This is a genomic window from Xanthomonas sp. WHRI 6108, assembly GCF_040202385.2.
In the GTDB taxonomy this organism is placed as follows: domain Bacteria; phylum Pseudomonadota; class Gammaproteobacteria; order Xanthomonadales; family Xanthomonadaceae; genus Xanthomonas; species Xanthomonas arboricola.
The window spans coordinates 1,748,142-1,774,412 of the sequence record NZ_CP168198.1 but is presented as its reverse complement, the minus strand read 5'-3'; the positions used below and the strand labels follow the sequence as shown (position 1 = coordinate 1,774,412).

The 26,271-nt window shown below is 65.8% G+C and carries 24 protein-coding genes, 1 tRNA gene and 1 other RNA gene; 14 read left to right on the top strand and 12 right to left on the bottom strand.

The features are described from left to right. Positions 1 to 22 precede the first annotated feature (22 nt). Positions 23 to 598, top strand: coding sequence for an N-acetylmuramoyl-L-alanine amidase (locus ABQ039_RS07670; RefSeq protein ID WP_024940680.1), 576 nt, complete (start codon positions 23 to 25; stop codon positions 596 to 598). A 61-nt stretch (positions 599 to 659) separates the two neighbouring features. Here the strand turns inward: ABQ039_RS07670 and ABQ039_RS07665 are convergent, their stop codons facing one another. From ABQ039_RS07665 to ABQ039_RS07650, 4 genes are all read right to left on the bottom strand, one after another. After that, on the bottom strand, positions 660 to 1,613 hold the full coding sequence (locus tag ABQ039_RS07665; protein ID WP_179464868.1) for a DUF1684 domain-containing protein: 954 nt from the start codon (positions 1,611 to 1,613) through the stop codon (positions 660 to 662). Between the two features lie 88 nt (positions 1,614 to 1,701). Further along, positions 1,702 to 2,574, bottom strand: coding sequence for a sulfurtransferase (locus ABQ039_RS07660; protein ID WP_349777907.1), 873 nt, complete (start codon positions 2,572 to 2,574; stop codon positions 1,702 to 1,704). After that, positions 2,571 to 3,368, bottom strand: coding sequence for a CoA pyrophosphatase (locus ABQ039_RS07655; RefSeq protein WP_349777908.1), 798 nt, complete (start codon positions 3,366 to 3,368; stop codon positions 2,571 to 2,573). The genes ABQ039_RS07660 and ABQ039_RS07655 overlap by 4 nt, the downstream gene beginning before the upstream one ends. Before the next feature lie 118 nt (positions 3,369 to 3,486). Further along, positions 3,487 to 4,185, bottom strand: a complete 699-nt coding sequence (locus ABQ039_RS07650; RefSeq protein WP_016902469.1) for an FKBP-type peptidyl-prolyl cis-trans isomerase N-terminal domain-containing protein — start codon at positions 4,183 to 4,185, stop codon at positions 3,487 to 3,489. Positions 4,186 to 4,348: 163 nt separating this feature from the next. Between ABQ039_RS07650 and ABQ039_RS07645 the strand changes: the two genes are divergently transcribed. The 3 genes from ABQ039_RS07645 to nth are packed head-to-tail and all read left to right on the top strand — an operon-like array spanning position 4,349 to position 6,229. Continuing rightward, complete coding sequence (locus ABQ039_RS07645; protein WP_054592283.1) at positions 4,349 to 5,131, top strand: enoyl-CoA hydratase-related protein; 783 nt, start codon at positions 4,349 to 4,351, stop codon at positions 5,129 to 5,131. A gap of 10 nt (positions 5,132 to 5,141) precedes the next feature. Continuing rightward, a complete protein-coding gene (locus ABQ039_RS07640; RefSeq protein WP_349777909.1) occupies positions 5,142 to 5,522 on the top strand; it encodes a hypothetical protein in 381 nt (126 codons plus the stop codon). Further along, a complete protein-coding gene (nth, locus tag ABQ039_RS07635; RefSeq protein ID WP_065032417.1) occupies positions 5,519 to 6,229 on the top strand; it encodes an endonuclease III in 711 nt (236 codons plus the stop codon). Before ABQ039_RS07640 ends, nth begins: the two co-directional genes overlap by 4 nt. 217 nt (positions 6,230 to 6,446) lie before the next feature. On the opposite strand, the gene ABQ039_RS07630 is transcribed toward nth, so the two are convergent. The 3 genes from ABQ039_RS07630 to ABQ039_RS07620 all read right to left on the bottom strand — a co-directional run bounded on the left by ABQ039_RS07630 (position 6,447) and on the right by ABQ039_RS07620 (position 9,141). Next, complete coding sequence (locus tag ABQ039_RS07630; RefSeq protein WP_349777910.1) at positions 6,447 to 8,015, bottom strand: SulP family inorganic anion transporter; 1,569 nt, start codon at positions 8,013 to 8,015, stop codon at positions 6,447 to 6,449. An 11-nt stretch (positions 8,016 to 8,026) separates the two neighbouring features. Next, complete coding sequence (locus ABQ039_RS07625; protein ID WP_016902474.1) at positions 8,027 to 8,707, bottom strand: carbonic anhydrase; 681 nt, start codon at positions 8,705 to 8,707, stop codon at positions 8,027 to 8,029. A gap of 113 nt (positions 8,708 to 8,820) precedes the next feature. Then, positions 8,821 to 9,141 (bottom strand): hypothetical protein, encoded by a 321-nt coding sequence (locus ABQ039_RS07620; protein WP_016902475.1) that lies wholly within the window; start codon positions 9,139 to 9,141, stop codon positions 8,821 to 8,823. Positions 9,142 to 9,477: 336 nt separating this feature from the next. On the opposite strand from ABQ039_RS07620, the gene ABQ039_RS07615 reads away from it, so the two are divergent. The 9 genes from ABQ039_RS07615 to rnt all read left to right on the top strand — a co-directional run bounded on the left by ABQ039_RS07615 (position 9,478) and on the right by rnt (position 18,167). Further along, a complete protein-coding gene (locus tag ABQ039_RS07615) occupies positions 9,478 to 10,728 on the top strand; it encodes an OprO/OprP family phosphate-selective porin (protein ID WP_024940436.1) in 1,251 nt (416 codons plus the stop codon). Positions 10,729 to 10,925: 197 nt separating this feature from the next. Then, the gene (gene pstS / locus ABQ039_RS07610) at positions 10,926 to 11,945 is read left to right on the top strand and encodes a phosphate ABC transporter substrate-binding protein PstS (protein ID WP_039520551.1); all 1,020 of its coding nucleotides are present in this window, start codon (positions 10,926 to 10,928) and stop codon (positions 11,943 to 11,945) included. A 187-nt stretch (positions 11,946 to 12,132) separates the two neighbouring features. After that, entirely contained in the window at positions 12,133 to 13,224 is a 1,092-nt protein-coding gene (gene pstS / locus ABQ039_RS07605; protein WP_016902478.1) for a phosphate ABC transporter substrate-binding protein PstS, read from the top strand. A gap of 112 nt (positions 13,225 to 13,336) precedes the next feature. Next, a complete protein-coding gene (pstC, locus tag ABQ039_RS07600; RefSeq protein ID WP_006450306.1) occupies positions 13,337 to 14,311 on the top strand; it encodes a phosphate ABC transporter permease subunit PstC in 975 nt (324 codons plus the stop codon). Then, the gene (gene pstA / locus ABQ039_RS07595) at positions 14,311 to 15,174 is read left to right on the top strand and encodes a phosphate ABC transporter permease PstA (RefSeq protein WP_039511726.1); all 864 of its coding nucleotides are present in this window, start codon (positions 14,311 to 14,313) and stop codon (positions 15,172 to 15,174) included. The genes pstC and pstA overlap by 1 nt, the downstream gene beginning before the upstream one ends. A gap of 22 nt (positions 15,175 to 15,196) precedes the next feature. Beyond that, on the top strand, positions 15,197 to 16,027 hold the full coding sequence (gene pstB / locus ABQ039_RS07590) for a phosphate ABC transporter ATP-binding protein PstB (protein ID WP_016902480.1): 831 nt from the start codon (positions 15,197 to 15,199) through the stop codon (positions 16,025 to 16,027). 128 nt (positions 16,028 to 16,155) lie between these two features. Continuing rightward, positions 16,156 to 16,866 carry a phosphate signaling complex protein PhoU gene (phoU, locus tag ABQ039_RS07585; protein WP_005994733.1) on the top strand — a complete coding sequence of 237 codons (711 nt, stop codon included), beginning with the start codon at positions 16,156 to 16,158 and terminating at the stop codon, positions 16,864 to 16,866. A gap of 123 nt (positions 16,867 to 16,989) precedes the next feature. After that, positions 16,990 to 17,388 (top strand): RcnB family protein, encoded by a 399-nt coding sequence (locus tag ABQ039_RS07580; protein ID WP_349777911.1) that lies wholly within the window; start codon positions 16,990 to 16,992, stop codon positions 17,386 to 17,388. 137 nt (positions 17,389 to 17,525) lie between these two features. Continuing rightward, on the top strand, positions 17,526 to 18,167 hold the full coding sequence (rnt, locus tag ABQ039_RS07575) for a ribonuclease T (RefSeq protein ID WP_184551631.1): 642 nt from the start codon (positions 17,526 to 17,528) through the stop codon (positions 18,165 to 18,167). 178 nt (positions 18,168 to 18,345) lie between these two features. Here the strand turns inward: rnt and ABQ039_RS07570 are convergent, their stop codons facing one another. The 5 genes from ABQ039_RS07570 to rnr all read right to left on the bottom strand — a co-directional run bounded on the left by ABQ039_RS07570 (position 18,346) and on the right by rnr (position 25,938). Then, the gene (locus ABQ039_RS07570; RefSeq protein ID WP_349777912.1) at positions 18,346 to 21,378 is read right to left on the bottom strand and encodes a diguanylate cyclase domain-containing protein; all 3,033 of its coding nucleotides are present in this window, start codon (positions 21,376 to 21,378) and stop codon (positions 18,346 to 18,348) included. Between the two features lie 257 nt (positions 21,379 to 21,635). After that, a non-coding RNA gene (locus ABQ039_RS07565) (sX9 sRNA) lies at positions 21,636 to 21,711 on the bottom strand. 67 nt (positions 21,712 to 21,778) lie between these two features. Beyond that, positions 21,779 to 22,531, bottom strand: a complete 753-nt coding sequence (rlmB, locus tag ABQ039_RS07560; protein ID WP_024940443.1) for a 23S rRNA (guanosine(2251)-2'-O)-methyltransferase RlmB — start codon at positions 22,529 to 22,531, stop codon at positions 21,779 to 21,781. Between the two features lie 249 nt (positions 22,532 to 22,780). Next, positions 22,781 to 23,254 (bottom strand): GFA family protein, encoded by a 474-nt coding sequence (locus ABQ039_RS07555; protein ID WP_349777913.1) that lies wholly within the window; start codon positions 23,252 to 23,254, stop codon positions 22,781 to 22,783. Positions 23,255 to 23,391: 137 nt separating this feature from the next. Further along, positions 23,392 to 25,938: a ribonuclease R gene (rnr, locus tag ABQ039_RS07550; protein ID WP_349777914.1), complete on the bottom strand. Its 2,547-nt coding sequence runs from the start codon at positions 25,936 to 25,938 to the stop codon at positions 23,392 to 23,394. 121 nt (positions 25,939 to 26,059) lie between these two features. On the opposite strand from rnr, the gene ABQ039_RS07545 reads away from it, so the two are divergent. Then, a tRNA-Leu gene (locus ABQ039_RS07545) sits at positions 26,060 to 26,146 on the top strand. Positions 26,147 to 26,271 lie beyond the last annotated feature (125 nt).

Sequence of the window (26,271 nt, the reverse complement as noted above, 5' to 3'; positions counted from 1 at the left end):
GTCGAATGCTAGCATCCGCCCCATGTCCGATGCCGTCCTGCCGTCGCCACCGATCACCTACGCGCCGTTGTCTTACGAATCGCGGCTGGCGCGACGCGCGCTCACGCAGATCGACATGGTGGTCATCCATTGCACCGAATTGCCCGACATGGCGATGGCGCGCGAATACGGCGAACGCGTGCTCTACGACAGCGGCACCGGCAACAGCGGGCATTACTACATCGACCGCAACGGCAGCATCCAGCAGTACGTTGCGCTGGAGCGCGTCGCGCATCATGTGCGCGGCCACAACCCGCATACGCTGGGCATCGAACTGGTCAACAGCGGCCGTTATCCGCACTGGCTGGACTCGCGCCATCAGTGCATGAGCGAACCGTACCCGCAGGTGCAGATCAACGCACTGATCACGCTGCTGCAATGGCTGCAACAACAGTTGCCGTCGGTACGCCGCATTGCCGGCCACCAGGCACTGGACACCACCCAGGAAGCGGCCAGCGACGACCCGTCGCGCAAGATCCAGCGCAAGCTCGACCCCGGCCCGCTGTTTCCGTGGCCGCAGATCGAAGCGGCGGTGAGCTGGTCGCATGCACCGCGCTAGCAGCGGTGCACGCCACCCCATCGAAACAGCATTCTGCCTTGGCTGGCGCAGCGCTCAGCGCTCAGCGCTCAGCTGCGCGGTAGGTCTTCTCGCCTGCATTCACCGCCAGATCCAGGCGATTTTCCGGCGATGCGATCGGGCAGACCACGTGCGGCGTCAACGCGCAGGGCGGATTTTCGGCCAGATTGAAGTCGAGCACGAGCCGGCCATCGTGTGGCGGCGCGGTGTAGAGATAACGCGCGCCGCCATAACTTTCCTTGCCGCTGGTGCGATCGGCGAACAGGAAGAACAGGCCCTGCCCGTCGTCGCTGACGATCGGCTGCAAGCGGTACTCCTGGCCATTGCGCGAGAACACTGCCTCGCCCGGTATCTCGACGGTAAGCGGCGTGCCGATCGACGTCAGCAGCGTGGTCGTGCGCGGGGTGGGATACGCCTGCCAGCGCGCCTGGATGCGCCAGTGCGGATCGGTCGGAAAATATTCCAGCCCGGCGAAATGGCTCAGCAACGGCGCTGCCGGGTCGCGGAAACGCCAGCCGAACAAGCTGCCGGTCTGCACCAGATAGAACTGCCGCCCTTCCACATCGAGGCGATCGCCCCGCTGCCCTGCGCGCTCCGGCTCCAGGCGGACGCGATCGACGCGCTGCCCGTTCAAGTACACCGGTACATGTGCGGCGGCGTCGAAGTGCACGCGGCCGTCGCCATCCAGCGTCAGCTGCCCCAGCTGCGCAGGACCGGCCGGCAATACCAGATCGCTGCGCGGATCGCTGCCCACCTGGTAACGGCCTGCGCGCACACGCCCGGAGCCGGTGTAGCTCAGCCAACCGTCGGGCGCGCGCAAGCGCTGCAAGCGCTCGGCGCGTGCGCGTTCGAGTTCGACCTGATACACCGCATGGCGGTCGCTCTGTCCACGACCGGCGATGCGCGCACCGTTGGCGTCGGCGGTCGATCCCGCCGAACAGGCCGCCATCGACAGCATCGCGACGCACAGCGCGCCGACCTGCAACTGCAACCGCATGAGTCACCCAGCACTGCGAGAAACTGCGCTCCGCGCAGCGAACCTGCGTCCCCACAGGTCACCGTTCCTGCCGCCATTGTGCCTGCAATCAGGGGCCGGTCGCGACCGGGCGTGTCGCATCCTGCAACCAACCGCTCCAGGAGCCGGCGTAAACGCGCGCGCCCGACAAGCCGGCCACTTCCAGCGCCAGCAGCAGATGGCAGGCGGTCACGCCCGAGCCGCACATCACCACTGCCTGCTCGGGGCGATACGCGCCCAGCAGCGCTGACAACTCGCTGCGCAGTTCCTCGGCCGGCTTGAAACGCCCATCGCGCAGGCTCACTCCCAACGGACGACTCACCGCACCGGGCACATGCCCCGCCACCGGATCGACCGGCTCCAACTCGCCGCGAAACCGCTCGGCGGCGCGCGCATCCAGCAACCAGCCCGGCGCCTGATCCAGCCGCGCCAGGATCTGCCCGGCCTCGACCACGGCACCGCCATCGAAGCTGCTCGGGTACGCCGCGCCATCGTGCAGTGCAGGCGGCTCGGTGCTTTCCGGCAACCCCGCCGCGCGCCAGGCGGCCAGCCCGCCATCGAGCACCGCCACGCGTCGATGCCCCAGCAACCGCAGCATCCACCATGCCCGCGCCGCGGCCATGCTGCCGTCGGCGGCATCGTAGATCACCACCTGGCTGTCCGGGTCGATCCCCCACTCGCCCAGCCGCCTGGCGAATGCCGCGCTTTGCGGGAGCGGATGCCGCCCTTGCGCAGGCTGCGACAGATCGGCCAGATCCTCGTCGAGATCGGCGTAGTACGCGCCTGGCAGATGCCCCTGTGCATAGGCCTTGCGCGCTGCATCCGGGTCCGGCGCAGTCGGTGGCGCAGCGCGCGCGTCCAGCAGTCGCAACTGCGGATGCGGCAACGCCGCGGCCAGCGTGGCGCTGTCGACCAGCGTGGTCCAGTGGGGTTCCGCACTCATGCAACCTGCTCCAGACGACGACGAAGATTGAGGAGAATGGCCGCGGTGGCGCCCCAGATGCGGTGGCCCGGCCAGTCGTATTCCAGCACGCGGCGTGGCCTGCCGCGAAACTCCAGCTCCACGCTGCGCAGATTGTCCGGGTCCATCAGATAGGCCAACGGCACCTCGAACACCTCGGCCACTTCATCCGGCTGCGGCACCGCCACAAACGCCGGGTCGATCACCGCCACCACCGGGATGACGCGAAACCCGCTCACGGTCAGAAACGGATCCAGATATCCCAGCGCATGCACCTGGCCGGCGCCGAGCGCGATTTCCTCGCAGCTCTCGCGCAAGGCCGCAGCGGCCGCATCCGCATCCGACGGCTCGACCCGGCCACCGGGAAAACTGACCTGTCCGGCATGGTGACGCAGGCTGTCGGTGCGCCGGGTCAGCAGCACCATGGTGCCCTGCGCGCGCGGCACCAGACCGCACAGCACTGCGGCCTCGGCAGACGCGCCGCCTTCGGTCAGGTCGATCAATTCGGCATGATTCCAGCCCGGCCCGTCGGGCGCGGTGTCCAGCGCATACAGCGCACGCTGCAGCTGCGCGCATTCGGGCAGCCGCGCGGCCAACGCGCGCGCGGGCAGAACCGTGTGCAGATACTCCTGACGTTCGCCGTCGCTCATGCTCATCCAGCGTGCAATTTCATCCAGGCTGCGCAGGCAGCCGACACAGTGCGCCTGCGCGTTCAACGAACATACACCGATACACGGGCTGGGCAGGCCACTGCGGTTCGAATCCGTGTCGCTCATCGCTGGCTCCCACCGCACCGCATCCTCACGCCGTCCGTCCATCCTGTCGCGCATCCGGTGGACCCAAACGACAACGCCGGCCTGGTGGCCGGCGTTGTCACAGCAACAGCAAACGCAATTACTTGACGCTGACCAGCTTGATCTCGAACTGCACGGCCACGTTCGGCGGGAACGGGGTACGCGGGTCGGCACCGTAGGCCTTCTCCGGCGGCAGGGTCACTTCCCACTTCGAGCCGGCCGGCATCTGCAGCAGCGTGTCGCGCATGGCCTGCATTTCGACTTCGCTGACCTTGATGGCCGGGATCTGCTGCGCCGGACGGGCCTTCTCGCGGTCGCCGAACGGGAACGGACCGGCCACTTCCAGCTGCACGGTGCTGGCCTGGGTCGGCTTGGCGCCCTTGCCGGCTTCGATCACGCGGTACTGCACGCCGCTCGGCAGCGTCTGCACGCCAGCGGTGCCCTTGTTCTTGGCCAGGAACTGGTCGCTCTTGGTCTTGTTGGCAGCAGCGGCCTTGTCGTATTCGGCCTTGGCCTGCTGGGCACGGCCTTGCTCACGCTTCTGGAACGCTTCGACAGCCGGCTTCAGCTGGTCGGCGGTGATCGCCGGCTGCTTCTTGGCATAGGCGTCCTGCAGACCCTTTACCACCGAGTTGATGTCGAGCTGCTCGCCGCGGCCGGTGAGCTCGGCAAGGTTGTTGCCGTAGTCATAGCCGAAGTAGTAGCTCAACTTGCCCTTCTCGGACGTCGTGTCCTGGGCCAGTGCATTGCCCGTCAGGGCCAGGGCCGCCACAGCGACCGCGATAGAACGCAACTTCATCAAACAATTCTCCAGGGTGGTGGCACAGGACGGGTCTGCCGCCTGAGATGACGCGCTAGGATAGCGGCCGCGATAGCGAACCGCTACTTATCACGAAAGCTATGACCAGCAAGGCTTTCGGAAGTTCCGCATTTACTAATTTTTTACGTTCGTAAGGATTTCCATGTCCAATCACGTCATTCTGATCGCCGACCACGCCAGTGTACGGACGATCACGGTCAATCGACCGGACAAACTGAACGCCTTGAACCAGGAAACGCTGCAGGCGCTGGATCACGCCTTCGCCGAGGCAGCGAGCGCGGACGACATCCGCGTGGTGATACTGACCGGTGCCGGCCCCAAGGCGTTTGTCGCCGGCGCGGACATCGCCGAGATGCGCGATCTGTCGGCGATGCAGGGCCGCGAGTTCTCGCTGCTCGGCCAGCAGCTGATGCGCCGGATCGAGCGCATGCCCAAGCCGGTGATCGCCATGGTCAATGGCTTTGCACTCGGCGGCGGGCTGGAGCTGGCGATGGCCTGCCATCTGCGCATCGCCGCATCCAGCGCGCGTCTTGGGCAGCCGGAAATCAATCTTGGCCTGATCCCCGGCTTCGGCGGCACGCAACGGCTGTTGCGTCTGACCGGGCGAGCGGCAGCGCTGGAACTGTGCCTGCTCGGCCTGCCGATCGATGCTGCGCGCGCGTTCCAGTTGGGTCTGGTCAATCGCGTAGTCGAGCCGGAGGCATTGCAGGACGAAACCCTCGCCCTGGCACAACGCCTGGCCGCCGCCGCACCGCTCGCGCTGCGCGGCATCCTGGATGCGGTGGTGTTCGGTGGCGAATGCGCCATCGAAGAAGGCCTGCAGCTGGAAACCGCGCAATTTGCACTGTTGTTCGCCAGCGACGACATGCGCGAAGGCACCGGCGCCTTTCTCGAAAAACGCCCCGCACACTTTCTCAACCGCTGATCGGCCTGCCATGACGTTCGACCCCACATCGGCACCACGTCCACTGGCCCAGCAGCTGCTCGACTGCGTCCACGCCGACGATCTCGATCGTGCGTTGGCACTGGGCCTGATGGAGTACCGGCCCGATCCACGCGACGACCTGCTCGATCCGGCCTACCCGCAACTGAGCGCGGTGCTGCTGGCCGCACAACAACGGCTACGCGATGCCTGGGCAGCACGCGACCGCTACCGTGCACGCGCCGCGCGCCTGCAACGTCGCGCTGCCGAACGCGATGCACGCCGGACGCCGGCAGCGGCGCCCAGCCAACCGGCGGCCGCCGCATTACCGCCGCTGGCTGCGGCCATCCTGGCGCGCGCCAAGGCCAAGGCCGCTGGTGGAGCACAGCCATGAACGCAATCCACGTCACCGCGCCGGCACGGCGCGGCAGCAACATGCGCAAGCCCGAAATACAGGAGATGTTCGCGCGCCTGCGCGAGCTCAATCCGCACCCGACCACCGAACTGGAATACACCACGCCGTTCGAGTTGCTGATCGCGGTGCTGCTGTCGGCACAAGCCACCGATGTCGGCGTCAACAAGGCCACCCGCAAGCTGTATCCGGTGGCCAATACTCCGCGCGACATTCTCGATCTGGGCGAAGAAGGCCTGAAGCGCTACATCGCCACGATTGGCCTGTTCAACGCCAAGGCCAAGAACGTCATCGCCACCTGCAGGATCCTGTTGGAGCAATACGGCGGCGAGGTGCCGCACGATCGCGCTGCGCTGGAGGCCTTACCCGGCGTCGGCCGCAAGACCGCCAACGTCGTGCTCAACACCGCGTTCGGCGAGCCCACCATGGCGGTGGACACGCATATCTTCCGCGTCGCCAACCGCACCGGTCTTGCGCCGGGCAAGGACGTGCGCGCGGTCGAGGACAAACTGGTCAAGGTCATTCCTGCCGAATTCCTGCATGACGCACACCACTGGCTCATCCTGCACGGCCGCTACGTCTGCAAGGCACGCAAACCCGATTGCCCAGGCTGCGTGATCCACGACCTATGCCGCTACCGCGACAAGACCCCCGCACCCGCCGAAAGGCCGATAACAGCAAAAGGCTAACGCGCGTCTCAACAACCAACCAATCCGCAAACCGACGGCCAAGCAATCACGCCGGCAAGGCCAGCGTGCGCTTTTACGAATCCCAAATCCCGACTCCCCAATCCCCAATCCCCGCCCAAAAAAAAATCGCGACCGGGATGATGCGTCTTGCGGCGCCATGCATCACCCGGTCACGATAGATGTCACCCGGCGCGAGCGCCGGGCGTCTGCAGCAGGTCTACGCCGCCTTGGCTTGCTCCACGCGCTGTTCGAGCAGCGCGCTTTCCACCGTCGGCTGGCCTTCCACGCGTCGATCCAGCTCTTTCCAGTCCACCACCAGCTCGCAGCCGCGCGAGGCCGCGTTCCGGCTCCAGTCGCGCAGCAACTCGATGCAGGCGTGGTCGACGTGATGCAGCTTGGCCACGTCCAGGTGCAGTGCGGTGTTCGGCGGCACGCTTTCCAGCGTACGCGCCATCGCCGGCACCTTCAGGAACGTCGCCGAACCCTGCAGGGTCAGATGCATCTCGTCCTTCTTGTGCTCGTGCTCACGCACGTCCACCTTCAGGCGCGAAGAATGCAGGGCCAGACGGAACAACGACAGGCCGAAGCCGATCAGCACGCCGGTCAGCAGGTCGGTCGCCACGATCGCGAAGGTGGTCGCCAGGTAGATCGCCGCGGTGCCACGGCCATAGGTCGCCAGCTCCTTGACCTGCCCGATCTTGATCATCTTCACGCCCGTGTAGACCAGGATGCCGGCCAGACACGCCACCGGCGTCATCCGCAACAGCCACGGCAGCAGCATCGCGAACACCAGCAACCAGCCGCCATGCAGCACCGTGGACATGCGCGTGGCCGCACCTGCCTGCACATTGGCTGCGCTACGCACGATCACGCCGGTCATCGGCAATGCGCCCAGGAAGCCGCACAGCATATTGCCCACACCCTGCGCCGCCAGCTCGCGGTCGTACTGCGTACGCACACCCTGATGCATGCGATCCACCGCCGCCGCCGACAGCAAGGTCTCTGCGCTGGCGATGAAGGCAAAGGTCACCGCCGACACCAGCAACGTCGCATTGAACACGCCGAAGATGTCCGCGACGCTGGGGATGCTGATCGCCGAGAACAGATTGGTCGGCACGTCGACCTTGTTGACGTTCAGGCCCTGCAACTGCACCGTCGCCGTGACCACCACCACCGCGATCAACGCACCCGGCAAAAAGCGCAGACGCTGCGGACGCAGCTTGTCCCATGCCAGGATGATGCCGATGGTGGCCAGACCCACGAACAACGCGGTGCGGCCGGTTCCTTCGGTGATCGCCTGCCAAACCACGGCCGGCAAAGCAGCGAAGTTTTCCAGACCGCGCGCTTTGGGAGCGGCGTCCATCAGCACATGTGCCTGCGAGGCCACGATCAGGATGCCGATGCCCGACAACATGCCGGCCACCACGGCCGGCGACGTCATCCGGAACCACACGCCTGCGCGGCACAGGCCGGCAATCAACTGAATCGCACCGGCCAGCAGGATCACCGGACCCAGGGCGGCAACGCCATGCTCGCGAACCAGCTCGAACACCAACACAGCCAGGCCGGCGGCCGGTCCGCTCACCTGCAGAGGAGAGCCCGCCAGGAAGCCGACGACCAGCCCACCGATGATGCCGGTGATCAGACCTGCGGCCGGCGGCATGCCGGAAGCGATCGCAATGCCCATACACAACGGGAGCGCGACGAGGAAGACCACGACAGACGACAACAAATCACGTCCGAACAGTCCCTGGCGGAAATATCCGCCGATACCTGATGTGTTCATGATGTGCTCCGTCAGGCGAGTTCAGCGCGCACGACTTGCTGCAGTCGCGGACGTGGGGTGGCTTCGGGGGTGTTGTCCGCCAACAACGGACGGAAGCCACCCTTCTCGGCATCGAAGGCGCGGATCTCGCCATGGGCGATGTCATAGATCCAGCCATGGATGCGCAAGGTACCGGCCGCCAGACGCGCGGCGACCACCGGCTGCGTACGCAGATGGTCCAGCTGCGAGACCACGTTCTCTTCGGTCATGCAGCTCAGCGCTTCCTGGCTGTGCGGATCGTGTCCGTGATGGGCAGTGACGTGACGCGCTGCATCGGTGTGCTTGAGCCAGGCCGCCACGGACGGCACGTCTTCCAGCGATTCCGGCTTGAGCACCGCCTTCATTGCACCGCAGTCGGTATGACCGCAGATCACGATGTGCCGCACGCCCAGTACGGCGATGGCGTATTCGATCGCCGCAACCACGCCGCTGACGTGCTGGGAGTAAGGCGGCACCACATTGCCGATATTGCGATAGACGAACAGTTCGCCCGGCTGTGCGGAGAAGATCAGCTCCGGCATGACACGCGAATCGGCGCAGGTGATGAACAACGTATGCGGACTCTGGCCACCGGCCAGTTCCTGAAAGCGCGCACTCTGGCGCGGATACACTTCCTTACGGAAATGACGAAAACCTTCTAGCAAACTTTCCATGGGAGATACCTCTAGGCAACGGATGGCTCTCCGCGGCGCGAACCGCGAAGTGCAAAGACGAACAAGTCAAAGGAATCCGGTGCGCTGCACCGGTTGACGCGACTAACGGAGGATCAGGCGCGCACTGCGTTGGGAGGACGCAGTTGCGGGATCAGGTCGCGTTTTTGAGTTGCCGGCGCGTAATGCGCGTACCAAGAGGGGAAATAACGTGCAACCACCGGCCATGCCTGGGAGAGCAAGGGGATATCGTCTGCAGAATGGGTATCGACCTGGGTCTGTGCGTCCCCGTCGCCCTGCAGATCATCGGCTGCATCACGTTCTTCGCCAGCGTCCGCCATTACCGCCACGCCGTCGCCCACAAGCGCATCGTGGATGCGGCTGTGCGCATCGGCCGCCGACCACGCAGTAAGCGCGAGCAGGCAGACCAACAGCAACTGGAGGAATCGAGGAAACATGGCCTCGAAACTAACAATTTAGAACGCGCCTGTGCAAGTGGTGCGACGCACAAAGCGCTTGATACGCCACAGTTCCACCTGGTTGGTTCAGGTCGCAATAAGCTTGAGCTCGCTGAAACGGTGAACCGTGCCACTGTCACATCTGTCATACGACGCGGTCCGTTCAGACTCATGACACACGATGACAAAAAACAAACGCGCGTAAATCTTTGTCTTTGTTGACAAAAACCAGATTTCAACGCGATCTGAAGTTGTCACATTAACGCAACTTTCACGCCATAGCCTGCGCTCACTTTCTCAGGTCGCAAGGCACATATGAAACTTTCTCCCACCCTGCTTGGCTCCGCCCTGCTGCTGGCGCTGGCCGCACCCGCCGCGCACGCCGAAATCGCCATCGACGTGATCGGCGGCTCGGAGATGTCGCTCGAAGGCCTGGTCCAGGCCGACGGCAACTGGTTCCACAACGATGTGCAGGACCTCAATGGCCCGATCGGTGCCAATGGCGACAATTCCGAATTCAGCATCCGCCGTGCCGAGCTGGTGCTCAAGGGCAAGGGCCCGGGCAATTTCGAATGGGTGGCCGGTTACGACCCGAGCGTGCTGAAGGAAGTCACCATCCGCGGCACCACCATCCGCAGCACCGGGCGTTTCCTCGACAACAACATCAAGTACAAGTTCGCCGGCAACGCCAACAACTATCTGCAGGTCGGCCAGTTCAAGCAACCCAACAGCCTGGAAGAGCTGTCCAGCACCAAGAACAACGACTTCGTCTCCAAGGCCGCAGTGACCAACACCTACGGCATCTCGCGCCGGCTGGGCGTGGCCTACGGCATGGGCGACAACGACTGGAGCATCACCGCCAGTGCGTTCGGCCGCGAACTGACCCGCAACCAGGCACACGGCAGCGGCTACGGCGCGCGCGGCACCTGGGCGCCGATCAACGAGAGCGGCAACGTGCTGCACTTCGGCCTGAGCTACCTGGGTTACGACACCGACGACGACACCCTGCGCCTGCGCGCACGCCCCGACGCCGACCTGACCACCGTGCGCCTGATCGACAGCGGCGCCATCACCAACGTGGACCGCGTGGGTGTGGCCGGCGCCGAGGCGATGTGGATCACCGGCCCGTTCAAGCTGCAGAGCGAGTTCTTCCAGGAAAACGCCAAGCGCATCGGCAACAACGCCAACGATTACAAGAGTGACGGCTGGTACGTCAGCGGCGTCTGGAACATCACCGGCGAGACCTGGGGCTACAAGGCCGGCGTGCCGACCACCCCGCTGCCGAACGCGCCGGCCTCGGGGATGTGGCAGCTGGCGGTGCGCTACGACACCCTGGACCTCAACGACGGCCACTTGGTCTCCAACGGCACCACGCCGTTCGTGGACGGCGTGCTGGGCGGCAAGATGGATGTGTGGACGATCGGTGCCAACTGGTACTGGCGCTCCAACTTCAAGTTCGCACTCGACTACGCGAAGGTGGAAAGCACCCGCTACAACAGCGCCACGCGTGGCCTGGTCGACGACAACCCGTCGATCATCGAGGCACGTGCGCAGTTCTATTGGTAAGTGCGCGCTGGATCGGCCGCCGTGCTGCGCTCCCGTGAGCGTGCCACGGCGGCAATCACCCTGATCCGACCCGGCAACGCGCCCCGCCGCAACGCCGTCATCTGCATGTCATCTCCCGGACATCGCGCAGTCATGCCCCTGCCCTGCAATGGCACGACCGCGGGACGTCCTCATCCCTTCGCTACAGGAGCTGTTCCGTGATCCACTCTCTGAAGACCCGTCTGGCCGTCGGCGTGCTCACCGCCTCGCTGGCCTTGTGCGCCCAGGCCGCCGATGTCACCGGCGCCGGTGCGTCGTTCATCTACCCGGTGATGTCCAAGTGGTCGGCCGACTACAACGCGGCCACCAAGAAGCAGGTCAACTACCAATCGATCGGTTCGGGCGGCGGCATCGCCCAGATCAAGGCAGCCAGCGTGGATTTCGGCTCGTCCGATGCGCCGCTCAAGCCAGAAGAACTGGCCGCGGCCGGCCTGGCGCAATTCCCGTCGGTGATCGGCGGTGTGGTGCCGGTGGTCAACGTGCCCGGCGTGGCGGCAGGCGCGCTGAAGCTGGACGGCAAGACCCTGGGCGACATCTTCCTGGGCAAGGTCAGCACCTGGAACGACCCGGCGATCGCCGCGCTCAACCCGGGCGTCAAGCTGCCCGACGGCAAGATCACCGTGGTGCATCGCTCCGACGGTTCGGGCACCAGCTTCAACTTCACCAACTACCTGTCCAAGGTCAACCCGGACTGGAAGGGCAAGGTCGGCGAAGGCACCGCGGTGCAATGGCCGACCGGCATCGGCGGCAAGGGCAACGAGGGAGTGGCCGCGTACGTGAAGCAGATCAAGGGCGGCATCGGCTACGTCGAGCTGTCGTATGCGCTGCAGAACAAGATGGCCTACACCGCGATGAAGAACGCCGCCGGCAAGTTCGTGCAGCCGTCCGACGAGACCTTTGCCGCCGCCGCCAACAGCGCCGACTGGGGCAACAGCAAGGACTTCTACCTGGTGATGACCAACGCCTCCGGCGACAACGCCTGGCCGATCACCGCCACCAACTTCATCCTGGTGCAGAAGAAGCCCAAGAACGCGGCCGGCCTCAAGAACACGCTGGAGTTCTTCCGCTGGGTCTACAGCAAGGGCGATGCGCAGGCAAAGCAGTTGGACTACGTGCCGCTGCCGGACAGCCTGGTGACCCAGATCGAAGGCTACTGGGCCAAGAACCTGCCCAAGTAACGCCAGCCACAGCGACAGGAACGACGCCGTCTCTCTCCCCGGCGTCGGCACCGGGACGCGGCCCCCACGGGGTCGCGTCTTTTTTGTGATGCCTTCTCCAAAAGGCACTGTCATGCACGTGTAACAAAAACATCATTTCATAGCGTGGTCTGCCGGGTCCCCCGGCCAACCCAGCCTCGGAGCTTCCATGAAACTGCAGTCGGCCAGCCTGACCGCCCTGTCCCTCACCATCGCCCTCGCCCTGGCCGCTTGCTCGCCCGGCAAGGATGCGCAGTCCGGCGACACCGCCAAGGGTGCCACCGCCGCAGGTGCCACCGCTGGCGACAGCAAGAGTGCCGAGATCTCCGGCGCCGGTGCCTCCTTCATCTATCCGCTGGTCTCCAAGTGGTCGGCCGACTACAACGCCGCCACCGGCAACAAGGTGAACTACCAGTCGATCGGCTCCGGCGGCGGTATTGCGCAGATCAAGGCCGGCACGGTGGACTTCGGTTCGACCGACAAGCCGCTGGACAGCGCCGAACTGCAGCAGGCCGGCCTGGGCCAGTTCCCGTCGGCGATCGGCGGCGTGGTGCCGGTGGTGAACCTGGAAGGCATCGCACCGGGCAAGCTGCGCCTGACCGGCGCGCTGCTGGGCGACATCTTCCTGGGCAAGGTCACGATGTGGAACGACGCGGCGATCGTCGCGGCCAATCCGGGCGTGACGCTGCCGGCGACCAAGATCAACCTGGTGCATCGCTCCGATGGTTCGGGCACCACCTTCAACTTCTCCAACTACCTGTCCAAGGTCAGCCCGGAGTGGAAGAGCAAGGTCGGCGAAGGCACCTCGGTGCAGTGGCCAGGTGGCGTCGGCGGCAAGGGCAATGAAGGCGTGGCCTCGTACGTGCAGCAGATCAAGGGTTCGATCGGTTATGTCGAACTGGCCTACGCCCTGCAGAACAAGATGCCCTACGCCTCGCTGCAGAATGCGGCCGGCCAGTGGGTGGAGCCGAATGCAGAAAGCTTCGCCGCCGCTGCCGCCAGCGCCGACTGGGCCAACGCCAAGGATTTCAACCTGGTGATCACCAACGCACCGGGCGAGAAGGCCTGGCCGATCACCGCGACCAACTTCATGCTGATGCACAAGCAGCCCAAGGATGCGGCGCGCAGCAAGGCGACGCTGGACTTCTTCAAGTGGGCGCTGGACAACGGCCAGGCCCAGGCCAGCGAACTGCATTACGTGCCGCTGCCGCCGGAACTGGTCAAGCAAATCCAGGCCTACTGGGCCAGCGAGTTCAAGTGATGCCCTGCACCCGCTGTGATGGCGGGTTGCGCTGCGGTGAGGTGCCTGCGGGCGCCTCGCCGTTCCTGCTGTCTCACGCTCCCGCCAGTGCGCGGGTGACGAGTCCAATCGAATGAATGCCACCGCCATTCCCGAAGCGATGACCGCCCCGCGCGGCCGCGACCTGCGCGATGCACGTGCCGATCGCCTGTTCAAGCTTGCGCTGGCCGCCACGGTCGTCTTCGTCCTGTTGGCGCTCGGCAGCGCCGCGCTGTCGATGCTGTGGGGCGGGCGCCATGCCTTGCAGATGCAGGGCCTGAGCTTTTTCTATTCCGCCGACTGGAATCCGGTGGAAAACAAATACGGCGCGCTGGCGCCGATCTACGGCACCCTGGTCACCGCATTGATTGCGATGGTGATTGCGGTGCCGGTGAGTTTCGGTATCGCGTTCTTCCTCACCGAGGTGGCGCCGCGCTGGCTGCGCGGCCCGGTCGGCACCGCCATCGAACTGCTGGCCGGCATCCCGTCGATCATCTACGGCATGTGGGGCCTGTTTGTGCTGGTGCCGGTGATGACCGAACACGTGACGCCCTGGCTCAACGATCACCTGGGCACGCTGCCCTTGATCGGCCCGTTGTTCCAGGGCCCGCCGTTGGGAATCGGGTTGCTGACCGCAGGCTTCGTGCTGGCGATCATGGTGATTCCGTTCATCTCCTCGGTGATGCGCGAGGTGTTCCTGACCGTGCCGACGCGCCTGAAGGAATCGGCGTATGCGCTGGGGTCGACCAAGTGGGAAGTCAGCTGGGACATCGTGCTGCCCTATACCCGCTCTGCGGTGATCGGCGGCGTGTTCCTGGGCCTGGGCCGTGCGCTGGGCGAAACCATGGCAGTGGCGTTCGTGGTCGGCAACACGGTGCGGCTGTCGCCGTCGCTGCTGGAGCCCGGCACCACCATCGCCGCACTGATCGCCAATGACTTCGGCGAGGCCACCGAAACCTATCGCTCGGCATTGCTGCTGCTGGGCTTTGTCTTGTTCATCGTGACCTTTATCGTGCTGGCGATTGCGCGCTTCATGCTGATGCAGCTGTCGCGTCGGGAGGGCAACTGATGTCCTCGGTCTCGCAATCGTTGTACAACCGCCGCCGCGTGACCAACGCGATCGCACTGTTGCTGTCCTGCGTCACCGCGGTGTTCGGCCTGTTCTTCCTGGCCTGGATCCTGTGGACCTTGTTGTCCAAGGGCGTGCCGGGCATCGACGTCAACCTGTTTACCAAGATGACACCGCCGCCGATGCAGGAAGGCGGCCTGCTCAATGCCTTCTTCGGCAGTGCGGTGATGTGCGGCCTGGCGCTGGCGATCGGCACGCCACTGGGCATTGCCGCCGGCACCTGGCTGGCCGAATACGGCAATGCACGCAAGGCCGGGTTGGTGGTGCGCTTCGTCAACGACATCTTGTTGTCGGCACCGTCGATCGTGCTGGGGTTGTTCGTCTACACGCTGTACGTGATGCAGACCGGCGGGCGCTTCTCCGCGTTTGCCGGCGCGCTGTCGCTGGCCTTCATCGTGCTGCCGGTGGTGGTGCGCACCACCGACGAAATGCTGCGCCTGGTGCCGGCGCAGATGCGCGAAGCGGCGTTGTCGCTGGGCATCCCGCAGTGGAAGGTCACCGTGCAGGTGCTGTATCGCGCCGCCTCGGCCGGCATCCTCACCGGCATCCTGCTGGCCCTGGCCCGCATCAGCGGCGAGACCGCGCCGTTGCTGTTCACCGCCTTCGGCAATCAGTACTGGAACAGCAACGTGTTCCAGCCGATGGCCAGCGTGCCGGTGATCATGAATCAGTTCGCCGGCAGCCCCTATGAGACCTGGCAGACCCTGGCCTGGTCCGGCGCGCTGGTGCTGACCGTGTTCGTGCTGCTGGTGAGCCTGGGCGCGCGCGCCCTGCTATTGCGCAACAAGATTTCCAATGACTGACCTCTCCCTCCGGACACCCGACATGAACGATCTCCAAAACGCCATGCCGATGCATCGCATCGCCGTTCCGGCCGCCAAGGGAGCACCGGCCGCGCAGGCGCCGGTGAAAGTGGCCGCACGCAATCTGGACTTCTATTACGACAAGTACCACGCGCTCAAGGGCATCAACATCGAGATTCCGGAAAAGCGCGTCACCGCGCTGATCGGGCCGTCGGGCTGCGGCAAGTCCACCCTGCTGCGTATCTTCAACCGCATCTATGCGCTGTATCCTAAGATGGAAGCGCGCGGCGAAGTGCTGCTGGACAACGAAAACATCCTGTCGCCGAAGTACCCGATGAACCGGCTGCGCAGCAAGGTCGGCATGGTGTTCCAGAAGCCGGTGCCGTTTCCGATGACGATCTTCGAAAACGTCGCCTACGGCATCCGCCACCACGAAAAACTGTCCAAGGCCGACATGCAGAACCGGGTCGAGCAGGCGCTGCGCCAGGGCGCGCTGTGGGACGAGGTCAAGGACAAGCTGGGGCAAAGCGCGCTGGGCCTGTCCGGCGGCCAGCAGCAGCGGCTGTGCATCGCACGCGCGGTGGCGCTCCGCCCGGACGTGTTGCTGCTGGACGAACCGACCTCGGCGCTGGATCCGATTTCCACCAGCCGTATCGAGCAACTGGTGGAAGAGCTCAAACGCGAATACACCATCGTGATCGTGACCCACAACATGCAGCAGGCGGCGCGTGTCTCCGACTACACAGCCTTCATGTACCTGGGCGACCTGATCGAGCATGACCGCACCGAAACGATTTTCTCCCAGCCATCCAAGCAGCAGACCGAGGACTACATCACCGGCCGTTTCGGTTGATGTAAGGCGGGCCATCGCAACGCCGCATTGACGCAGCTCCGCCGCACTGCCCGGCACGACATTTGCATCACCCGCGATGTCGCCAGGGTTACGGCGGACATCCACCACCGCCACGAATCGAGATCACGATGAACCAGCACCTCAACGACCATATCGTCAAAAGCTACGACGAGGAGCAGCACCGTCTTGTCGCCGAGATCGTGCGCATGGGCGACACGGCGGTGGCGCAGCTGGAAGCCGCACTGGATGTGGTGGAGCGTCGCGACGACAACGCCGCGCATCGCATCGTGGTCAACGACGAGGCGATCGATGCGCTGGAGCACGCGATCAGCCACGACGTGATGCGGCTGGCGTTGCGTGGGCCGATGGCGCGTGACCTGCGCGAGATCCTGGCCGGCCTGCGCATTCCGGCCGATATCGAACGCATCGGCGATTACGCGGCCAATGTCGCCAAGCGCTCGATCGCGCTTAATTCCGCACCGCCGCTGCCGCAGACGGTGGGCCTGCGTGCGCTCGGCCAGATGGCCGCCGATGCCGTGCGCGAAGCGGTGCAGGCGTACCGCAACAAGGATGCCGATGCGGCCATCCGCGTGCGCGACGAAGATGCACGCCTGGATGCGCAATACACCGCGCTGTTCCGCGAGTTGCTGACCTACATGATGGAAGACCCGCGCAACATCACTCCGTGTACGCACCTGCTGTTCATGGCCAAGAACCTGGAGCGCATCGGCGACCACGCCACCAACATCGCCGAGAACGTGTGGTTCCTCGTCCACGGCGAACAGCCGCTGCCGCCGCGCCTGAAGCGCGACGACACCAGCACCACCGGCGTCATCTGATCGTCAACGTGTGCCGGCGGCATTTGCCGGCACAGCCCGCAACGCCTTATTTCATTACGTATTCAGCTCCAAATGCCTACGGTGAGCTCGCACAGGCTGTTCCTGTGACGCAGGAGTAGGCAGATGAAACGCATCATCGGATCCCTCATGGTTGTGTCGCTGTTGACGTCCGGCGCAGCGTTCGCCGCGCCGCAACAGCATGACGACCGCGACCGCAGCGCGCAGCAGCACGACGCGCATGGCCCGGACCGCCGCGACGATCATCGCGACGACAGGCACGATGACAAGCGTGACCACCGCCCCAGCGCACACAACGACGACCACCGCAACGATCGTCGCGGCCCGCCGTATCGGCGTGGCGAACGTCTGGCACCGGACCATCGCGGCACGCGGGTGAGCGACTACCGCAAGCATCACTTGAACACGCCGCAGCGCGGGCACGAGTGGCGCCGCGTGGACAACAACTACGTACTGATTGCGGTGGCCACCGGGCTGATCGCAAGCGTGGTCGCCGCCCGCTGACGCCAGCGGTGTAGCACAGCTTCCGGGCCCGATCCGTGGCAACACGGGTCGGGCTTTTGTTTGCCGGATCGCCGCTCAGTACACGTGGGCAGGCCGCCAGCTGCCACGATCGGGCCGGCCGTACGACCTGCTAGGCTATGTCGATGAACGAACCGGTCGACCTGCAGCCTGCCCCCTCCTTCCTGCCCATGTCGCGGCGCTTCCGCGGCTATCTGCCCGTGGTGGTGGATGTGGAAACGGGAGGTTTCGACTGGAACAAGCACGCCCTGCTGGAAATTGCCTGCGTGCCGATCGAAATGGATGCCGACGGGCGGTTCTTCCCCGGCGACACCGCCAGTGCCCATCTGGTGCCCGCGCCAGGACTGGAGATCGACCCGAAGTCGCTGGAGATCACCGGCATCGTGCTCGACCACCCGTTCCGCTTCGCCAAGCAGGAAAAGGACGCGCTGGACCATGTGTTCGCGCCGGTGCGTGCGGCAGTGAAGAAGTACGGCTGCCAGCGCGCGATCCTGGTCGGCCATAACGCGCATTTCGACCTGAACTTCCTCAACGCCGCAGTTGCGCGCGTGGGCCACAAACGCAACCCGTTCCATCCGTTCAGCGTGTTCGACACCGTGACCCTGGCCGGCGTGGCGTACGGGCAGACCGTGCTGGCGCGCGCGGCACAGGCCGCAGGCCTGGAATGGAATGCCGCCGATGCGCATAGCGCGGTCTACGACACCGAGCAGACCGCGCGGCTGTTCTGCACGATCGCCAATGCCTGGCCGGGGCCTGTTTGAGCGGGGATTGGGGATTGGGCATTGGGGATTGGGGATTCGCAAAGGCACGCTGCCTGACGCGTCCCTTCTGCTGAGCCACGATGCGCCGCACGCAATGGCACAGCCAGTCGGTGGGTTCTAAAGCAGATCAACACACTGCCCTTGCCAATCCCCAATCCCCAATCCCCAATCCCAGCACCTAACCCACACAGATGCGATCGCGCCCCGCGCTCTTGGCCTGGTACAGCGCCTGATCGGCGCGCTGCATCAGCGATGAGCCGGTGTCGTCGTCGCGCAACTGGGCCACGCCGGCACTGAAGGTCACCTGCAGGCCTTCCACGCCGCCCCAGCCGTGGCGCGCGTGGAACAGCGCGCGGATGCGCTGGCACAGCGCCTGTGCATCCTCCAGCGTCGTGTCGGCCAGCAGCAGGGCGAACTCTTCGCCGCCCAGGCGCGCCGGCAGGTCCGACGCGCGCGCGGCGGCGGTCAGCAGCACACCGACTTCATGCAATACCGCATCGCCACTGGCGTGCGAATAGTGGTCGTTGATGCGCTTGAAATGATCGATATCCAGAATCGCCAGCACCAACGGCCGCCCGCTGCGGCGTGCGCGGCTGATGTCGCGCGCCAGCGCCTCGTCGAAATGCCTGCGGTTAGGCAGCCCGGTCAGGGCGTCCTCGTGCGCCTGGCGCTCGAACACATCCGACTTGATGCGCAGCCGTGTCAGCAGCTCACTCTTTTCCTGGTTGGCCTGCAGCAAACGCTGCGCCTGCAGTTGCAGATCTTCGGTGCGTTTGCGCACCAGTTCGGCCAGGCGTGCGTTGTGGCTCTTATAGCGGCGTAGCAGGAACCGATACACCAGCGCCAGCAATAAAATCGCACCCAGTACCGCGGCAAGACGCACGTCCTGGCGCTGCCACCACAGCGGCAGCACCTCGAACGCCCACACCGCCTCGTGCGGACTCCAGGCACCGCCCGGGTGACGGGCCGCCACATGCAGACGGTAGCGCCCCGGCGGCAGGCCGATGAATTCCACGCTGCGTTGCCGGCCACGCTCGGTCCAGTCGCTGTCCAGGCCCTCCAGCCGCGTGCGGTACTCGATCCGCTCCGGCAGCAGGAAGCTCATGCCGACGTAGGACACGTTCAGGCGATGCCCGCCCGGCAGGCGCGCCTGCTGCCGCCATGTCAGCGGACGTGCGTCCTGCTGCACGCTTTCGATCACCGCCGGCGGCGCGCGCCGCTCGCGAAAGCGCTGCAGGCGCGCCGGGTCGACCGTGCTCACGCCGCCGGCGGTGACCACCCAGATCGAGCCGTCGGCACGCGCGATCATGCTCGGCCCAGAGCTGCCGTTGGCCTGCGCGTTGCCCATGCCGTCGATCTCGCCATAGCGTTCGATGACCAGCCGGCCGCGTCCATCCGCAACCGCGTCGAGCAGGGTGAGTTGCGTGCGCAGCACGCCGCGATTGCTGCTGATCCAGGCGTTGCCGAGACGGTCGCCGACCAGCTGGAACACCGTATCGACCGGCATGCCCTGCTCCAGCCCCACGCGTGCGAGCCTGCCGTTGCGCACCCGGTACAGGCCGCGATCGGTCGAGATCCAGACAACGTCACCGATGCGCTGAAAACCGAACACGCTCCGCGCGCCGCCCAGCGCTTCCAGATTCAATTGCTGCAATTTTCCCTCGCGCAGTACCGCCGCGCCGTCGACCGAGCCGATCCACAGCGCACCATCGATGCTGGCCAGCGCGGTCACCACCCCATCGGGCAGGCCGTCGACCGCCAGGGGCACCCGCTTGCCGTTCACCAGCTTCACCACGCCGCGCTGCGTGGCCAGCCACACCACGCCGGATTCGTCGATCACGATGGCGCGGATATGCCCGCTGGGAATGCCCTCGGCGTCGCCGTAATGCCGCAGCAGGCGTCCGTCGTGCAGCACGAAGACGCCATCGGCATACGTGCCCACCCACAGATCGCCGTGCCGATCCAGCGCCAGGCTGAGCACCGAGAGCTTGCGCCCGGATGGCGTGGTCACCGCCACCGGCACGATGCGCCCGTCCGGCAGCATGCGATCCAGGCCGGCGGTGCTGGCGATCCACAGGCTGCCGTCGCGGTCTTCCAGCACCGCGCGGGCGTAGTCGCCGCTCAGCCCATCGCGTTGGCTGTAACTGCTGAACAGGGTTTCGCGCAGCCGAAACAGCCCGCCGTTGGCGCCGACCCAGATGCTGCCTTCGGCATCCTCGCGCAGGCTGACGATGCGCCCGGTCGGCAGGCTGCGACCAGCCGGCAGATGCTCCACTCCATGACTGCCGATGCGCAGCAGCCCCTGATTTTCGCTGCCCAGCCACAGGTCGCCATGGTGGTCCTGCAGCATCGCGGTGAAATGGCCCTGCCCGGGCACCCGCCGTACCAGCTCGGCAGTCTCGCCCCGCAGCCGATACAGCTGCTCGCCGGCGACGACCCACAGCGTGCCGTCCGGCGCGCGGTATGGCCACGCCAGCCCGGGTGGCAGGCCGAACGCGGCCGGGGCGCGATGCATGCGCCCGTCCGGTTCGCGGTAGATCAGGCCGTCCAGCGTGCCGATCAGCAGCCGGCCCTGGTCGTCGAACGCCATGCGCGGAAAGCTGCTCTGCAGCGGCACGCCATCGCGCGGCGGAAAATACTCGAAGCGCCCATCCGGCCACAGGCAGCCCAGCCCGTGGCCCTCGAACAGCAACCACATGCGACCGCGCGCATCCATGGTCATTGCATGGATCAGCGCCTGCGGCCACTGTCCCTGCCGCTGCCAGTGCCGCCACTGCCCGTCGCTGCCGTGACGCACCAGATTGCCGCGCGCATCGCTGAGCCACAGCGCCCCGTCGTGGTCGACGTACAAGGCGCCGACGCCGTTGTCGGGCAGGCCGGGACGCGTGCTGCGGTCGATGATGCCGAATTCCAGGCCGTTGTAACGCACCAGGCCTTCCCAGGTGGCGAACCACAGGTAGCCATCGCGGGTCTGGGCGATATCGCGCAAGGAGTTGTGCGGCAGGCCGTTACGCGAGCTCCAGCTGTCGATCGCGTAGTCGCGCAGTGGCGCCGTGCCGGCCGGTGCAGCCAGTGCCGCGAGCGAGCACAGTGCCAGCAACATGCAGACGACGGCACCGAGCCAGCGCTGCGGCCGCTTGTCTCCCCGTGCCGACGCCTTGGCATCGCATCCGTTCTCGCCCGTCGACCAGGCCCCCGCCCCATCTCTCATCAGACATAACACGCCGTTCGCTGGCGATATGGTAGGCAAAAACGGGCACACGCGCCGGTCAATCGTCGTACGCCTTGATCAACGTCATGCGCGGCGGGCCACCTGCGCGCCCGGCACTGCAGCGGCAAGCACACCGGCGTCGTTGTTTGCGCAGTTCGGCCACTGCGTGGGTGCGCGGATCGAACCGCGCCGCACGCGCGATCTCGCCATGCCGATCGACCTGCGCTCGCCATTGGCACGCACGTGCGATGCAGAGTGGTTGGCAACACAGAGCGAACAGCCGCCAGCTGGGTGCGGACGACGCGCAGCAAGCGCAGTGCACGGGTGGTGCGTGCCGAGTCAGGGCATCGGCCGCGCCCGCGCCCACCTGGCGGTGAGCGCAGTCGTTTCGGTCGCCGCCTCAGGCGCCCAGGCGCTGGCGTACCGCTTCGAACAGGGTCACGCCGGCGGCCACCGACACGTTGAGGCTTTCGATATCGCCCGGCATCGGGATCTTGACCAGACCATCGCAGTGCTCGCGGGTGAGACGACGCAGGCCGTCGGCCTCGCCGCCGAGCACCAGCCCGACGTTACCGCGCAGGTCCACGCTGTACAGCGATGCCTCGGCTTCACCGGCCAGGCCATATAGCCACACGCCCTGCTTCTGCAGATCGCGCAGGCAACGCGCCAGATTGGTCACCGCGACCACCGGAATACGGTCGGCCGCACCGGCCGAGGTCTTGCGCACGGTCGCGTTGACCGTGGCCGACTTGTCCTTGGGAATGACCACTGCAGTGACACCGGCCGCGGCCGCGCTGCGCAGGCATGCACCGAGATTGTGCGGGTCCTGCACGCCATCGAGGATCAGCAGCAAGGCACGTCCCTCGGCGGCGGTCACCAGCGCTTCGAGCTCGTTTTCGGCCCACAGCCGCGCTGCGGCATAGCGGGCGACCACGCCCTGGTGGCGCACCTGCCCACCGACGCCATCGAGTGCCTGGGTGTTGACCCGGCGCACGTCGATGCCTTTGCGGCGGGCCTGCTCTTCGATTTCGATCAGGCGCGGATTCTTGCTGCCGGCCTCGATCAAGACCTCGCGCACGTTGTCGGCGTCGTTCTCGACGGACGAGGCGACGGCGTTGACGCCGACGATCCACTGATTCTGCTTGCTGCTCATTGCGCCGGATACGAAGAGATAAAGGGGAATGGTAGGGCCTGCGGCCTGCCACGTCACGGCCGGAGCGCAGACGGCGCTAGCGGCAAGGAGATCGCGGTGCTCCTGGGCCACGGCCAGAACTTCAGCACGCTGTACGGCCGATTGCGAGGATCGAAGATGGCGCTCGCACCGTTGTGATGGTGCCGGCACCTGCACGCACCCCGCTGTCGCGCGCCCCTGCGGTAGGCACTCACGCCTGCGGGCGCGGACTCACACTGGCCACTGCGCGGTATCGTGATCCGGGTGCTGCCTTGACACCACATCGGTCAGAAACGCCAATGCGGCGACATCGTCCTCGGTGGTGCGCGCCGGCAGATCGGCCAATGCATCGACGAAGGGCAGCTTGCGCTCCACCCCGTACTGGATTGCCGGAGGCAGTCGCTCGGGCGTATCGAACGCACCGGCAGCAATCGCCAGGCCGTCGGGCGCTTCATAGGTCAGCGGCGTTCCACATTCGGCGCAGAAGCCACGCAACACTATCGATGAAGAGGCGAAGCGCTTCGGCTCGCCGCGTGTCCAGCTGAACTCGACACCGCGCACCGAAACCAACGGCGCGTAGTAGGCACCGAAGGCCTTTTGACACATGCGGCAATGGCAGATCGATGCGTCCGTCAGCCTGCCGCGCACGTGGAAACGCACGGCACCGCACTGGCAGCCACCGCTGTACTCGATTGCTGCGTCCATCGTCGCCTCAAGCCTTGAAAGTGGGTATCCAGCGCGCGTTGCGAGCGTCTGCCCGCAACGACCTGCCGCTCATATCCGGCGGTCCGTACGCATCGCGAGCCGCCGCCGGACGGCGGCTCGCGGTCCTGCAGACGCGCTTAGTACTGCTTCTTCTTGCGCTTGGCCGGCTGAGCGCTCGGCGGCGGCGGCGGTTCGGGCGAATCGCCGCGATCCTCGGCCAGGCGGAAGTCGATCTTGCGCTCCTCCATGCTGGCTTTCAGCACCAGCACCCGCACCGGATCGCCCAGACGGAACGTGCGGCCACGGCGCTCGCCACTGAGCGTCTTGCGAATCGGATCGAACTGGTAATAGTCCTGCGGCAGCTGGGTGACATGCACCAGGCCGTTGACCTTGGACTGGGTCAACTCCACGAACAGGCCGAACCCGGTCACACCGCTGATCACGCCATCGAACTGGCCGCCGACATGCTTTTCCATCCACGCGGCGCGATACCGCTCGTCGACTTCGCGTTCGGCTTCGTCGGCACGCCGACCACGCTCGGAACACTGCAGCGACAAGGCCGCCATCTGACGCGGGGTATAGATGTATTTTTCCGGGCTGGCGCGGGTCAGGGCGTACTTGATCGCGCGGTGCACCAGCAAGTCCGGGTAACGCCGGATCGGCGAGGTGAAGTGCGCATACGCCTCCAGCGCCAGACCGAAGTGACCGTTGTTGTCCGGCGAATACACCGCCAGGCTCTGGCTGCGCAGCAGTACCGATTCCAGCAGCGCCGCGTCGGGGCGCGCGCGCACCTTCTTCAGCAACTTGGTGTAGTCGCCGGGGCGCACCTTGCTCCATGCCGGCAGGCTCAGCTGGAATTCCTTGAGGAACTCCAGCAGGTCTTCGTACTTGCTCTCCGGCGGCCGCTCGTGCACGCGGTACGGCGCCGGCACATGCATGCTCAGCAGGTAACGCGCGGCCTCGACGTTGGCGGCGATCATGCATTCTTCGATCAACTTGTGCGCATCGTTGCGCACCAGCATGCCGGCCTGGGTGACTTCGCCGGTGTTGTCGAGCACGAAGCGCACTTCGGAGGTTTCGAACTCGATCGCGCCACGCTGCGTGCGCGCCTTGGACAGCACGTTGTACAGCTGGTGCAGGCGCTGCACCTGCGGCAGCAACGGGCCGATGAAGGCCTTGGTGTCGGCGTCGTCTTCGCCCACCGCCTTCCAGACCTGATTATAGGTCAGGCGCGCATGCGAGTTCATCACTGCTTCGTAGAAACGCGAACCGGTGACTTCGCCGTCGCGCCCCACCTGCATGTCGCAGACGAAGCACATGCGGTCGACCTTGGGCATCAGCGAGCAGATGCCGTTGGACAGCGTCTCCGGCAGCATCGGCACCACGAACCCCGGGAAATACACCGAGGTGGCACGCTTCTGTGCTTCATCGTCCAGCGGCGTGCCCGGACGCACATAGTTGGACACGTCGGCGATCGCCACCACCAGACGGAAACCGTCGACATTGGGCTCGCAATACACCGCGTCGTCGAAATCCTTGGCGTCTTCGCCGTCGATGGTGACCAGCGGCATCTGCCGCAGATCCACGCGCCCGCCGATCATCTGCGGCTCGACCACCAACGGCACTGCCGCGGCCTCGTCCAGCACTTCCTGCGGAAATTCGTGCGGCAGCTCATGGCCGTGGATGGCCATCTCCACCACCAGCGACGGGGTGAGCTTGTCACCGAGCACCGCGATGATCTTGCCGATCGCCGGGCGCCGCGCGTCCGGCGGCGCGATCAGTTCGCACACCACCAACTGCCCTTCGCGCGCCTCGCCGATACCGTCAGGTGCAATCTGCACGTTGCGTTGCACGCGCTTGTCGTCCGGGTCGACATAGGCCACGCCATGCTCGTAGAAGAAGCGTCCGAGCATGCGCGACATGCGGCGTTCGAGCACGCGGGCGATCGCACCTTCGCGACGGCCGCGGCGGTCGATGCCGGTGACGTTGGCCAGCGCACGATCGCCGTGCATGACCTTGCGCATTTCATAAGGCGGCAGGAACAAGTCGTCGCCACCCTCGTCCGGCTTGAGGAAACCGAAGCCTTCCGGATTGGCGATCACCACGCCTGCAATCAGGCTGGTCTGCTGCACCGGCGCGTAGCCGCCGCGACGGTTCTGCACCAGCTGCGCTTCGCGCACCATCGCTGCAAGGCGCTTGCTCAGCGCGTCGATGCGGTCGCTGAGATTGAGTTGTTCGGCGATTTCCTCGACGGTCTGCGGGCCATCGCAGGCGTCGAGCAACTGCAGGATGGCCTCGCGGCTGGCGATCGGCTCGGCGTAGCGCAGTGCCTCGCGGTCGGCATGCGGGTCCTTGAACTCCGCCGCCGGGGCGGGCGCTTCGGTCGGCGCCTGCTGGAAGCGTTCCGGCGGCGGCGCCGGCGGACCGCTCTTGCGCGGATGCGGTGCGCGTGGTGCCGGCGGCGTGGGCAGCGCGGGCGCTACCGGCAGCTCTGGCGAGGCGTTGGCGGCCTTGTCGGCAGCGCGTTTGTTGGCGGACTTGGTCGACGCACCGGCGGCGGCGCGGACCAGGAAGTCCGGCATCCAGCCCGGCAACTTCTGTTTTTCGGCGGTGGTGGACTCGCCCGGGCTGGTGGACTTGCGGCGACTGGGCCGATCGGAATCTGGGGTGTTTTTCTTTGTCATTGCTTACATGGTACCCCTTGCGGCCGCGCCATGGGCGGCACGCCTCGCCCGGCCGGTCGCAATTGCCGGCAACCAGGCATTGACAAGCCCGCCGGGAGTCTGCAAAATTCGCGGCTCACCTGCCCAGGTGGCGGAATTGGTAGACGCACTAGCTTCAGGTGCTAGCGGGGGCAACTTCGTGGAGGTTCGAGTCCTCTTCTGGGCACCAGTTTAAAAAGACCTCCGAGCGATCGGGGGTCTTCTGGTTTCTGGGTCCGGAAAGTTCTGCTGGTGGCCGTGCGCTTGCGTTGCCGGCCGATGGCAGCCCGCTATTGATCGGCGGCCGGCGCTTCA

Excerpts from the sequence above, each read along its gene's own strand:
- ABQ039_RS07640 (WP_349777909.1), top strand. The coding sequence starts at position 5,142 with ATGACGTTCGACCCCACATCGGCACCACGTCCACTGGCCCAGCAGCTG.
- ABQ039_RS07670 (WP_024940680.1), top strand. The coding sequence starts at position 23 with ATGTCCGATGCCGTCCTGCCGTCGCCACCGATCACCTACGCGCCGTTG.
- rlmB (WP_024940443.1), bottom strand. The coding sequence starts at position 22,531 with ATGAGCAGCAAGCAGAATCAGTGGATCGTCGGCGTCAACGCCGTCGCC.
- rnr (WP_349777914.1), bottom strand. The coding sequence starts at position 25,938 with ATGACAAAGAAAAACACCCCAGATTCCGATCGGCCCAGTCGCCGCAAG.
- ABQ039_RS07645 (WP_054592283.1), top strand. The coding sequence starts at position 4,349 with ATGTCCAATCACGTCATTCTGATCGCCGACCACGCCAGTGTACGGACG.
- pstB (WP_016902480.1), top strand. The coding sequence starts at position 15,197 with ATGAACGATCTCCAAAACGCCATGCCGATGCATCGCATCGCCGTTCCG.
- pstS (WP_016902478.1), top strand. The coding sequence starts at position 12,133 with ATGAAACTGCAGTCGGCCAGCCTGACCGCCCTGTCCCTCACCATCGCC.
- rnt (WP_184551631.1), top strand. The coding sequence starts at position 17,526 with ATGTCGATGAACGAACCGGTCGACCTGCAGCCTGCCCCCTCCTTCCTG.
- ABQ039_RS07665 (WP_179464868.1), bottom strand. The coding sequence starts at position 1,613 with ATGCGGTTGCAGTTGCAGGTCGGCGCGCTGTGCGTCGCGATGCTGTCG.
- ABQ039_RS07660 (WP_349777907.1), bottom strand. The coding sequence starts at position 2,574 with ATGAGTGCGGAACCCCACTGGACCACGCTGGTCGACAGCGCCACGCTG.
- ABQ039_RS07630 (WP_349777910.1), bottom strand. The coding sequence starts at position 8,015 with ATGAACACATCAGGTATCGGCGGATATTTCCGCCAGGGACTGTTCGGA.
- ABQ039_RS07580 (WP_349777911.1), top strand. The coding sequence starts at position 16,990 with ATGAAACGCATCATCGGATCCCTCATGGTTGTGTCGCTGTTGACGTCC.
- ABQ039_RS07615 (WP_024940436.1), top strand. The coding sequence starts at position 9,478 with ATGAAACTTTCTCCCACCCTGCTTGGCTCCGCCCTGCTGCTGGCGCTG.
- nth (WP_065032417.1), top strand. The coding sequence starts at position 5,519 with ATGAACGCAATCCACGTCACCGCGCCGGCACGGCGCGGCAGCAACATG.
- ABQ039_RS07555 (WP_349777913.1), bottom strand. The coding sequence starts at position 23,254 with ATGGACGCAGCAATCGAGTACAGCGGTGGCTGCCAGTGCGGTGCCGTG.
- ABQ039_RS07650 (WP_016902469.1), bottom strand. The coding sequence starts at position 4,185 with ATGAAGTTGCGTTCTATCGCGGTCGCTGTGGCGGCCCTGGCCCTGACG.
- pstA (WP_039511726.1), top strand. The coding sequence starts at position 14,311 with ATGTCCTCGGTCTCGCAATCGTTGTACAACCGCCGCCGCGTGACCAAC.
- phoU (WP_005994733.1), top strand. The coding sequence starts at position 16,156 with ATGAACCAGCACCTCAACGACCATATCGTCAAAAGCTACGACGAGGAG.
- ABQ039_RS07570 (WP_349777912.1), bottom strand. The coding sequence starts at position 21,378 with ATGAGAGATGGGGCGGGGGCCTGGTCGACGGGCGAGAACGGATGCGAT.
- ABQ039_RS07655 (WP_349777908.1), bottom strand. The coding sequence starts at position 3,368 with ATGAGCGACACGGATTCGAACCGCAGTGGCCTGCCCAGCCCGTGTATC.
- pstC (WP_006450306.1), top strand. The coding sequence starts at position 13,337 with ATGAATGCCACCGCCATTCCCGAAGCGATGACCGCCCCGCGCGGCCGC.
- ABQ039_RS07625 (WP_016902474.1), bottom strand. The coding sequence starts at position 8,707 with ATGGAAAGTTTGCTAGAAGGTTTTCGTCATTTCCGTAAGGAAGTGTAT.